The 11,000-nt window shown below is 70.9% G+C and carries 8 protein-coding genes; 1 reads left to right on the top strand and 7 read right to left on the bottom strand.

Going from position 1 to position 11,000, the window contains the following annotated elements:
* Nucleotides 1–68: 68 nt before the first annotated feature.
* The 4 genes from ACH4XV_RS11450 to ACH4XV_RS11435 all read right to left on the bottom strand — a co-directional run bounded on the left by ACH4XV_RS11450 (nt 69) and on the right by ACH4XV_RS11435 (nt 5,557).
* The gene (locus ACH4XV_RS11450; protein WP_395788607.1) at nt 69–2,720 is read right to left on the bottom strand and encodes a hypothetical protein; all 2,652 of its coding nucleotides are present in this window, start codon (nt 2,718–2,720) and stop codon (nt 69–71) included.
* Between the two features lie 194 nt (nt 2,721–2,914).
* On the bottom strand, nt 2,915–3,862 hold the full coding sequence (locus tag ACH4XV_RS11445; protein WP_395788698.1) for an ATP-binding cassette domain-containing protein: 948 nt from the start codon (nt 3,860–3,862) through the stop codon (nt 2,915–2,917).
* Between the two features lie 38 nt (nt 3,863–3,900).
* Nucleotides 3,901–4,710: an ABC transporter permease gene (locus ACH4XV_RS11440; RefSeq protein WP_395788605.1), complete on the bottom strand. Its 810-nt coding sequence runs from the start codon at nt 4,708–4,710 to the stop codon at nt 3,901–3,903.
* Complete coding sequence (locus ACH4XV_RS11435; protein ID WP_395788603.1) at nt 4,703–5,557, bottom strand: ABC transporter permease; 855 nt, start codon at nt 5,555–5,557, stop codon at nt 4,703–4,705. Before ACH4XV_RS11435 ends, ACH4XV_RS11440 begins: the two co-directional genes overlap by 8 nt.
* Nucleotides 5,558–5,856: 299 nt before the next feature.
* Between ACH4XV_RS11435 and ACH4XV_RS11430 the strand changes: the two genes are divergently transcribed.
* The gene (locus ACH4XV_RS11430) at nt 5,857–7,167 is read left to right on the top strand and encodes a TerD family protein (protein ID WP_395788601.1); all 1,311 of its coding nucleotides are present in this window, start codon (nt 5,857–5,859) and stop codon (nt 7,165–7,167) included.
* 332 nt (nt 7,168–7,499) lie between these two features.
* Here the strand turns inward: ACH4XV_RS11430 and ACH4XV_RS11425 are convergent, their stop codons facing one another.
* The 3 genes from ACH4XV_RS11425 to argF form a co-directional block, all read right to left on the bottom strand.
* Complete coding sequence (locus ACH4XV_RS11425; RefSeq protein ID WP_395788599.1) at nt 7,500–8,555, bottom strand: hypothetical protein; 1,056 nt, start codon at nt 8,553–8,555, stop codon at nt 7,500–7,502.
* Nucleotides 8,556–8,819: 264 nt separating this feature from the next.
* Nucleotides 8,820–9,755 (bottom strand): carbamate kinase, encoded by a 936-nt coding sequence (arcC, locus tag ACH4XV_RS11420; RefSeq protein ID WP_395788597.1) that lies wholly within the window; start codon nt 9,753–9,755, stop codon nt 8,820–8,822.
* A gap of 153 nt (nt 9,756–9,908) precedes the next feature.
* Complete coding sequence (argF, locus tag ACH4XV_RS11415) at nt 9,909–10,910, bottom strand: ornithine carbamoyltransferase (protein ID WP_395788595.1); 1,002 nt, start codon at nt 10,908–10,910, stop codon at nt 9,909–9,911.
* Nucleotides 10,911–11,000: the final 90 nt, after the last annotated feature.

The raw sequence follows: 11,000 nt of genomic DNA, 5'->3' as shown, positions 1-11,000 counted from the left end.
CATCGCCGCACATCACCCACACCAAGGTCCCCACCCATGACCTGAACAACGACCACCAGGCCCAGAAGTCACGGCAAACGCAATTGCAGTACTAGGTCCGCAGGACGGTCGGGGAGCGCAATCACGACACCCGCAGGTCCCCCGAACTCGTACATCGGGTCGAGACCGGCCTCCCTCAGCCGATCGAGCACGTCCGCATGAAACACGTCCGGGCCGTCGACGTCGCGCCTGTTCCCGCCGGCCCGCACACCCGCGACCGCATCCACACGCGCCGGCGCCCTCGCGACCGCTGCCTCGCCCTCGGATCTCCCACGGCCGCACCCGCACCCGCAGTTGTCCGAGCCCGCGTGCCGTAGCACCGTTCGCAACATCCGTGCACCGCGTGCGCGCAGTCGGGTCGGGTCGAGTTCGCTCGCCTCGAAGGCGCTCACCACGATCAGTCGCCGGCGTGCACGGGACACCGCCGACGCCACGAGTGCGTCCCCACCGGGCATGGTCGCCGCGCCGAATCGATGGATCAGCCGACCCTCGCGATCCCGCTTCGCCCCGACGCTGAGGAGCACCGTGTCCCACTCGCCCCCATGAAGGGCCGCCGCGCGACCCACCACGAGATCCGGGCCCGAGTGCCCCGCCGGCAGTGCGGCCTGGATCCGGCGCGCCTGCGACCCACCCAGGGTGACGACGGCAACGCTCTCGTCGGGATGGCGGGCCCGGCACTCCCGCACCGTCTCGACCACCGCCGCGACATCGTCCTCGACCGACACGATGTGCCGCACGGCCGCCTCCCCGTGCACGCCCGGGAGTTCGGCGCCGGTCGCCCCGCCCGAAGGCATCGCGAGCCGTTCGTCGAGGGCACGGTGCGGGTAGCCGATCCGGATCGGCTCGACGAACCGGCTCACCGACGCGAGCACCGATCGCAGGTCGCCTTCGGAACCGGGGTCGCCGGGTTCGACCGGGCCGTCCGGATCACCGAGCCCCGGCCCCAGGGGGTCACCGATCACGACGACCCGATCCGCCCGCAACAGCGCCGGGATCGCGTCGCGTTCGCTCACTGTCCCCGCGTCGTCCACCACCACCAGGTCGAAGTGCGCGTTATCCGGCAACTGCCGTGCCGCACGCGGCGACATCACGTGCACCGGCTCGCTTGCCGGCATCGCCTGCGACGACATCAACCCACCCGAGAGTGCGACCGCCCCGGGTCCACCCGCGCTCGCAGTCGCCGCCGCTTGTATCCGATACCGATGCGCGTGCGCCTGCAGGCCCACCACCACGCCGGGGTCGCCGGTGGTCGCGGCGTGTGCGAGTGAGGTGTACAGGAATCGCTCGTACTCGTCCGCGCCCTCGTCCGCCGGCACCGTCCGCGCCGTCAGGCTCGCGACGAGCGGGGCGAGGCCGGCGGTCGCCAGGCGGGCGTACGAGCGACAGCGGTCCGCGAGCACCTCCGGCGACACGCCCTCCGCCGAGATCGACCGGGCGAACCGGTCGAGGCGGGCCGCGATGTCGGGCAATGAGGTGTCGGCCGCCAAGCCCAGGGTCGGGAACAGGGTTTCGGTGTACGCCGCGAGCGCCTGCCATTGGTGCTCCGAGTCGACCCACGCCGGCACCATCGCCCGCAGGAACGCCGCTTCGGGCAGTCCGCCCGGCTGCTCCCGGAAGAGCCGACGCAGTGCACGCGCCTCCGCCAGCGCGAGCCGCATCCCGCCCCGATCGATGGGAAAGCGGGTGTGCTCGCGCAGATGGCGGTGGACGGCGGGACGGCCGTACCAGCGCGTGGCCGCCAGCAGTTGTCGGATCGAATACGGCCCGGCAAGGATTCCCGGATCGATGACGACCGAGAACTCTCGCACCCGTTTGACGAGGGCCAGACACGCGGCCCACTCGGCCGGATCGCGCGGTTCGGGCCGATCGGGATGCAGTCGGGCCCGCGCCGCGGCCGCGCGGATCTCCCGGAAGCGGGCGCGCAACTCGGCGAGTTCGCCGACCGTGGTCCGCGCCTGCTCGGGAGTGTCGATCCGTACCCCGTGCCAGACGCCGTCGCGCAGCCCGCCCGCGTGCGCGAAACGTTCGAGGTCGCGCGCGAGCCGCCGGGCCTCGCGTGGATCGAGTTCCGCCGCACGCCGGGGATCGAGTACGGGCCCGGTCCACGGCGCCCGTCCGACGAGGTGGTCCTGAATCCCGCGCAGGGTCAGCCCCCAGGCGCCGAACGGCTCGACCATGGCACGCCTGTGCCGATCCAACACCGCGCCGTCGTCCGCACCCGCCCCCTCGCTCGCGCCCCGCCTCCCGCCCGCACCCGAACCCGCGCGTGGCACCCGTGCCCCGACCCCGACGTCGGCGAGTTCAGCCCACAACCGCCGTACGCCATAGCGCTGTCGCGTCACCACCAGCACCCGACCGCCGGTGTCGATCTCCCGCCGGATGATCATCGCGGCGGTCCTGGTCTTGCCCGTCCCGGCCGCGCCCACCACCACAAGGACGGGAGGACGGGCGGACGCAGCGGCGAGGATCCGCAACTGGTCCGGGTCGGCGTCGCCCACCCACCCCGTCGCCTTCGCGTCGGGATCCCCCGCCCGCAGGGTTACCGCGGCCCCGGCCAAGGCCGCGACGACGCCCCCGCGAGCGGTGTACCAGCGATGCCCCGGATCGCCCGGCAACGGAAACCGCCCGTCCGCCCAGCGCAGCAGCGCGGCACCGACGACCTCCCCCTCACCATCCGCCATGTCCCGTCCTCCCTGGGGAAGACTCTCCTCCCGGGCGGCACACGCCCGCAGCGGGCAATCCCTCAAACCGGGGCTCGGTGCCCGCCGTTCCGGAACCCGCCCGGGCCACGGCGCGTCGATCGGCGCACGCACCGCCGGCGCCCGCTTCCGGAACCACCGCCCGGGCCCGCTCCCCAGGCACCCGACACGCCCCGTCACCCGCGATACAACCGCGCCACCACCTCCTCGATCGTCGGCTCGCGCACGGACACGTCCCGCAACCCACCATCGCGCGCGATCCTGGCGATCAACTCCCCCGCAGGCACCCCGTCCAGCGCGAAGGTGACCCGGCGACCGTCCGCCTCGACGCCCTCGACCGTGACCCCCGGCATGCGCACGTCCAGCTCGCGCGCCTCGTCCAGATCGACCACCACTCGCCGGCGCGAGCCGTAGCGCGCGTGCAGGGCTTCCAGCGTGCCGTCGTGGACCACGTGTCCCCGGTCGATCACGATCAGGCGTCGGCACAGGTGTTCGATGTCGGCGAGGTCGTGGGTGGTGAGTACGGTCGTCACCTCCCCGCCGGCGCCGATGTCCGCCAGGAACACGCGCAGCGACTGCTTGCTGACCACGTCGAGTCCGATCGTCGGCTCGTCCAGGAACAGCACGTCGGGTCCGTGCAGGAGCGCCGCGGTGATCTCGCCGCGCATACGCTGCCCGAGGGAGAGTTGACGCACCGGCGTGTCCATGAACTCGTCCAGTTCCAGCATCGCCCGGCATCGCTTCAGCCGGGCCTCGTGTTCGACGCGCGGCACCGTGTACACCGCGCCCAACAGCCGGAACGACTCGCGCAGCGGCAGGTCCCACCACAGTTGCGAGCGCTGCCCGAAGACCACCCCGATCCGGCGGGCGAGCCGGCGCCGGCGGGGCACCGGCTCCAGTCCGCAGACGCGGATGTGGCCCGAGGTCGGGGTCAGGATGCCGGTCATCATCTTGAGCGTGGTCGACTTGCCGGCCCCGTTGGGTCCGATGTAGCCGACCATCTCGCCCCGGGCGATGCTCAGTTCGACGCCGTCGACCGCGGACACCGTCCGCGTTTCCCGCCGTACCCGGCCGATCTTGCGCTTGATCGTGAACTCTTTGCGCAGGTCGCGCACTTCGATCATCGTGTCGGTGTCGATCATCGTCTCGGTCGCGGTGTCGATCACGATCCCGTACTCCTGTAATGCCGAATCCCCGTCCGCCACACCAGCAGCGCGATCGCCCAGGCGAGCGCGGCGGCGGCCGGAGAGGACCAGGCGAGCCAGTTTGGCCCGCCGAGCGGATCCGCGTGCCCCGTCAGGAACAGCGCGGGCTGATAGCCGACGAGCGCGAGGCCGACCCCGTACCCGAACACCCGGCGCAGCACCCCCGGGTAGATCGTCGCCGGATAGCGGGCGAACTCCTTGCCGCCGTAGGTGAACGCGTTCGCGATCTCACCGGATTCGACGAACCAGAACGCGACGCAGGCGCCCAGCAGGAACACCGCCGCGAACAGCGCGCAGCCCGCGAGCGGGGTGAGCGCGAGCATCAGCACGCGCGCCGGTGTCCAGTCGATGTCGGCGTATACGAGGACTGCCACCAGCAGCACCGACGACTGCGCCACACGCCCGACGCGGCGCAACGCGAAGTCGGTGGCGAGCAGTTGCGGCAGCACGCGCAGCGGGCGGATGAGGATGGTGTCGAGCGTGCCCTTGCGGACGTAGGTGGACAAGCGTTCGATGTTACCCACCAGCAGGTCCGCGAGGTCGAACGCGAAGGCCGCGAGCGCGGACATCACCAACACCTCGCGCAGACCGAATCCGCCGACCGTGGGCGAGACGCGGAACACCACCAGGACCACCGCGGCTTCGACGAGCGTGCCGAGCGCGCAGGACGCGACATCGATGCCGAACGACAACCGGTACTGGGTCTGACTGCGGATCTGGGCCCGCACCAGGCGCGCGTACGCCTGTCCGACTCCCGGCTCAGCCACCCTGGATCACCAGCCTGTCGGTGGCGGCGCGCTGCACGCGCGACACGAGCGGGATCAGGATCGCGACCCACGCCAGTTGCAGAACGACGCTGCCGATCTGCTGAGCGGGGCCGGGACGTTCGACCAGCACGTCGAGCGGGATCTGGAACAACCCGGGGAACGGGGTGCCGAACCACAACACCGCCTGCGCCCACTCGGGCAGGAAGCGCAGCGGGAAGAAGGTGCCCGCGAACACCCCGGAGGCGAGCAACCACACCGCACTCAGTCCGCGCGCGTCGAGGAGCCAGAACGCGCCGAGGTTGACCAGATAGCGCAGGGCGAAGCTGAGCACCGTGCCCAGGGTCAGCGAGATGACGAACAGCGGCACCGTGTAGAGGCGATGCGGCACGTAGAGGGTGAACATCAGGCCGCCGGCGAGGACGGGAACGACCATGCGGGCGAGGACCGCGTAGGCGGCGCGCCCGAGGTCGGCGGCCAGGAACGCTTCGAAGGGGTCGATGGGGCGCAGCAGATCGGCGGTCACGTCACCGCTGCGGACGCGGTCGGCGAGTTCGTTCCAGGACCACACGTGGACGACGCTGAGGATGCCCTGGCCGACCCAGACGTAGGTGGCGAGTTGGGTGGTGTCGTAGCCGCCCGGCCGGCGGCCGTCGTCGGCCAGGGCGCGCAGCAGCGAGTAGATCATCACACCGAAGACGATGTTGGTGAACAGTCCGGCGAGCGCTGCTTGGCGGTACGTGGACCAGCGGCGAAAGCCCGCGCCGAACAGCGCGCCGAAGCGGTACACGCGGGCCCGGCGATCGGGCGGACGGTCGGGCCGCAGCGGGCGCGCGGATACGAACGACATGGTGAAATCCCTTCCCCGGGCGGCGTGCGGCGTCGGCGGAGCCGAACGGGCACGCGAGTCCGGGCATACCGGAGTGGCCTCGGTCGGAGGCGTGGGGATGCTCACTCTTGGTTTCGTTGCGCCGAGTCTGATGCGTGACGAACGCCGACTCCGGCCCGCAACACCCCGGGCAAGGCGAGCAAGAATAGCGGACACGCGGGTACGTTTCACCCAGGTTTTACTCACCCGTACGAGTGGGCACCCGGTTTTTTCGCGCCAAGGGATGAACCGATGAGCACACTCGTGTGACGATCGTGTCCATGGTGCAGCAGTTGGGCAAGGGACAGAACACGCCGGTGACCCCCGCGAAGGTGCGCGCGGTCCTCGTCTGGCGGCCGGGGCCGGGTACACCCGGTCTGGACGCGTCGGCGCTGTTGTTGGGTGCGTCCGGTCGCGTCGCGAGTGACGCCGACTTCGTGTTCTACAACCAGCCGGCCCATCCGTCCGGCGCGGTGCGACACGTCGGCAAGGACGAGGGGACCTGGTCTCGGGACGCGCTGGAGATCGATCTCGGGTCGATGCCGGCGAGTGTGGATCGGGTGGTGCTCGCGGCGTCGGCGCACAACGGCACCTTCGCGGGCATCCGGGATCTGCACCTGCTGGTGAGCGACCCCGGGGCCGAGGCGGACCTGGTCCGGTTCGACATCGCGAACGCGACCGTGGAGACCGCCATGCTCGCGGGCGAGTTGTATCGCCGGGGCGGGGCCTGGAAGTTCCGGGCGATCGGGCAGGGCTACTCGACCGGTCTGGAAGGGCTCGCCACCGACTTCGGCATCTCGGTGACCGCCCCGCCGACGCCGCCCGCTCCCCCGCGGGTACAGGCGCCGCCGCCTCCGCCGCCGGTGCAGCAGCCGGCTCCGCCCCGGCTGAACGTCCGCAAACCGGAGCCGGCGCCACGGCCCGCCTCCACGCCGCCGCCCGTCACCCGGCAGTCGCCGGCCCCGAGTACCCCGGCCCGGCCGCCGGTGCGGCTGAGCAAGGTGACGTTGACCAAGGCATCGCCGATGGTCTCGCTGAGCAAGGAGGGCATCACCGGGAGTCGGATGCGGGTGAACCTGAACTGGGTTCAGGCCGCTCCCGGGCGCGGCATGCTCAAGCGGTTGATGGGGCCGACGGACCTCGACCTGTGCTGCCTGTGGGAGCTGTCCGACGGCAGGAAGGGGATCGTGCAGGCGCTCGGCAACTCGTTCGGCTCGGCCGACTCACCCCCGTACGTGTACCTCGACGGCGACGACCGTACGGGCGCCAATGCCGCCGGCGAGAACCTGTTCATCAACCTCGATCACAAGAGCAGCTTCAAGCGCCTGTTGATCTTCGCGTTCATCTACAAGGGTGTGACGTTCGACGACGCACAGGCGGTGGTGACGGTGACGCCGGCGACCGGACCCGAGCTGGAGATCCGGCTCGACGAGACCGGCGGCGCGGCGCGGTCGTGCGCGATCGCGCTGGTGCAGAACCAGGGTGGGGACCTGACGATCCAGCGCGAGGTGCGCTACATCAAGGGCAACCAGGAGAAGGTCGACCAGGCGTATGGCTGGGGCCTGCAGTGGCGGGCGGGCACGAAGGACTGACGCGAAGCCGACACCCGCGCCCAAGCTCGCGCACGTCGCGGGGGCGTGGGCGCGGGCGCGGCTGCGGGCGCGGGCACGGGCGCGGGTGGTTCATAGGCGTGGACTCTGTCGCAGGCGCACGGGCCGGGAGAGCGGTTGCAGGTGCGGCCTCTGTCGCGGTTGCGGCCGCAGGCGCACCTCTACGCCCACGCAGGCGCCCCCCCGGTGCAGTTATTCGGCGCTTGCAGCCGGTGCAGTTGCCCTACGCCCATGCGGGCGCCTCCGGTGTGGCCATTCGGTGCCTGCGGCCGGCGCGCAGTCGCCGTACGCCCGGCCGGCCGCCCCGTGCCCGCTCACGCGTCGTCCGGGTGGGTTCCCTCCGGGCGTACGCCGATGCCCGGCAGGTCGACGTATCCGCCGGACGTCCACGCCCGGGTGCGGAGTCTGCGGACGCCGTCTATGCCCCAGTGGGCGAATGCCTCCAGGATCGACTCGGCGGCCTCGACCGCGTGTTCGGCGCCGGGGCGCAGCCAGACCTGGCGTCCGTTGCCCGGCATGTTGCCGAGTTCGAGCCGGTCCTGTCCGACCCGGATCTCGGCCGTGTGGGCGGGTTCGGCGACGTCGCCCAAGACCAGCAGCACCGGTTCCACCCATCCGACCAGTGGCATGTCCACCACCAGCGAGGACAGTACGCGCGGAAGCGCGTCGCAAAAGTCGGCCCAGTCGCGCGGGTCGGGCCCGAACGGCAGGAACAGCTCGGCCAGGCTCATGTCGGGCCGGCTGACGCACCAGATGTACGGCAGTCCGGCGAGCGATTGCGCGCGCTCGAATCCGCGTCGTTCGAAGGCCTCGCCGGCGCGGGTGGGGAACAACTCCATCACCAGCGCCTCGTTCGCGTCGTCGCGCGAGAGCCGCAGGGTGATCCGGCGCGACCGCCACCGCAACCACGCGGCCGGCCCGCCACGCCAGGGCGCCGGCCCCAGGGTCGCGGTGAGCGCCGCGCCGAGCCGGGTGTGCGCGGCGTCCAACTCCCGCCCGCGGTCGCGGACATACGGCACCGTGCCCCAGGCGCCGATCCCCCCTCCGCCGCCGTAGGCGTACTGGCCCGGCACCACGGGGCCCTGGAGGCCCGGCGTCGGCGGCGGCGGATCCACGCGGACCGGCAGCGGAGCGGTGAGACGTACGCACGGCGCTCCCTCGGCGTGCTCACCGGGATCGCCCCGGCACAGCAGTCCGGGAATGCCGGTCTCGATCACCAGGCGCCCGTCCTCGTCCCGGCGAGTCTCCCAGCCGAGTCGCCCGGCGGTCTCCTGGAGGGCTTCGACGGACCAGTCCCCCCACTCGGCGCCTCGGGCGGCGAGCAGCGTTCGAGCGAGTGTGTCGGCGGCAGGCATCACGGAGACGGCCATGCTCGACATGGTCACAGCACACGGGTCGATCAAACCAGACCCTTTACCGATCCGCGCTCGAAAAGATCGTCGGCGAACCCGCGTTCCCGCGGGCCCGCCGCGTCCCGAACCACCCCGGTCGTCCGCGCCGACGACCGACCGGCGACCGCCCGCCAGCGACCGCAGTGCCCCGAACATACGGCACCGAACATCCGGCACCGAACACCCGGTACCGAAAACCAGGCACCGAGCGCCCACCACCGAGCACCAACCCCCGAACTCCCGTCAGAGCAGGCTGGTCTCCGGATACTTGCCGCTCGGCGTGACGATCGTCCCGGCATTGCCCCGCAGGATCTCGGCGGCCTGATCCAACGCTCCGATCGCCGCCATGTCACCGGTCATCTCGACGAACCGGCAGATGGCATCGACCTTGGGCCCCATCGACCCGGCCGGGAAGTCGCCGGCGCGCAGTTGCATGGGCGTGGCGTTGGCGATCTCCTGCGCGTCGGGCTGCCCGAATCCGCGCATTACCCGGGGCACGTCCGTAAGCAGCAACAGCGCGTCGGCGTCGAGGGCTTCGGCGAGCAGCGCCGCAGTGAGGTCCTTGTCCACCACGGCCTCGACGCCGGTGAGCTGGCCGAGTTCGTTGCGCACCACGGGCACGCCGCCGCCGCCCGCACACACCGCGACCGCGCCGGAGGCGAGCAGTTGGCGGATCAGCCGGGTCTCCACCACGCGCGCGGGTTTGGGCGAGGGCACCACGCGGCGCCACCACTTGCCGTCCTGCTTGACGATCCAGCCGCGCTCCTGCGCGAGCCGTTTGGCCTCGTCCTCCTCGTAGACGGGGCCGACGAACTTGGTCGGGTCCTGGAAGGCGGGGTCGGCGGTGGAGACGAGGGTCTGGTTGATCAGTGAGCACACCTGGCGGCCGGGCAACGCGTTCTGCAGCGACTGGAGCAGCCAGTAGCCGATCATGCCCTGGGTCATCGCGCCCAGCACGTCGAACGGGTAGGGCTGGGTGAGCGACTGGTCGGCGGCGGATTGCAGGGCCAGTACGCCGACCTGGGGGCCGTTGCCGTGGGTCACCACCAGCTCGTGCTCGCGCGCCAACGGGGCCAGCGACTTGACCGCCTTTTGGATGTTGTGCAGTTGGATGTCGGCGTCGGGCTTGTCCCCGCGCTGGAGCATCGCGTTTCCGCCGAGGGCGACGACGACGCGCATGGTGGATCCCTTCGGTCCGGGCGACGATCGCGAACGGCGGTCGGCCGATCACATCGTCGCGGCAAAGCGGGATGAATGGGGTGTTCCGCAACCACGCGCGGCCCGGGTACCGGTGGTCCGGTGCCCGGGCCGCGCCGATCCTCCTGCCGCGTGTCAGTCGCCGAGGGTGGCGACCATGACGGCCTTGATCGTGTGCAGGCGGTTCTCGGCCTCGTCGAAGACGATCGAGAACTCCGATTCGAAAACCTCGTCGGTGACCTCCAGCGCCTCCATGCCGGTCTTTTCGAAGATGTCCCGACCGACCGCGGTGTTGCGGTCGTGGAAGGCGGGGAGGCAGTGCATGAACTTGACCTTGGGGTTCCCGGTCGCCTTCACCACGTCCATGTTGACCTGGTACGCCTTGAGTTGCGCGATCCGGGTGTCCCAGACCTCCTTGGGCTCGCCCATGGACACCCACACGTCGGTGTAGAGGAAGTCCACGCCCTTGACGCCTTCGACGACGTCGGTGGTGTGGGTGATCGTGGCCCCGGTCCCGACCGCGATCTCCTTGGCCTTGTCGACGATCTCCGGGTGGTTCCACAACGCCTCGGGCGCCACCATGCGTACGTCCATGCCCAGCATCGCGGCGGTGATCAGCAGCGAGTTGCCCATGTTGTTGCGGGCGTCGCCGAGGTAGGCGAACGAGACGCGGTGCAGCGGCTTGTCCGAGTGTTCGCGCATCGTGAGCATGTCCGCGAGCATCTGCGTGGGGTGCCACTCGTCGGTCAGGCCGTTCCACACGGGCACGCCCGCGTACTTGCCGAGTTCCTCGACGTACTCCTGCTTGCTGCCTCGGTATTCGATGCCGTCGTACATCCGGCCGAGCACCCGCGCGGTGTCCTTCATCGACTCCTTGTGGCCGATCTGCGAGCCGCCCGGGTCGAGGTAGGTCACGCCCGCGCCCTGGTCGTACGCGGCGACCTCGAACGCGCACCGCGTGCGGGTCGAGGTCTTCTCGAAGATCAGCGCGATGTTCTTGCCGACGAGGCGCTTTTGCTCGATGCCCGCGTACTTCGCGGCCTTCAGGTCCGCGGCGAGGTCGAGCAGGTGATTGAACTCCTTGGGCGTGAAGTCCAATTCCTTGAGGAAGTTGCGGTGACGCAGATTGAAGGCCATGGCTCCGGGCTTCTCTTCGAACGGGATCGGGGGATCCGGGGGATCGGGGGTCGGGGAGCCGTCGGACACGGGGGGTTCGACGGCTCAAAC

It is taken from the genome of Embleya sp. NPDC020630, assembly GCF_044334985.1.
GTDB lineage: Bacteria > Actinomycetota > Actinomycetes > Streptomycetales > Streptomycetaceae > Embleya.
The sequence above is the reverse complement of the archived record's forward strand: the minus strand, read 5'-3'. Positions and strand labels throughout refer to the sequence as shown.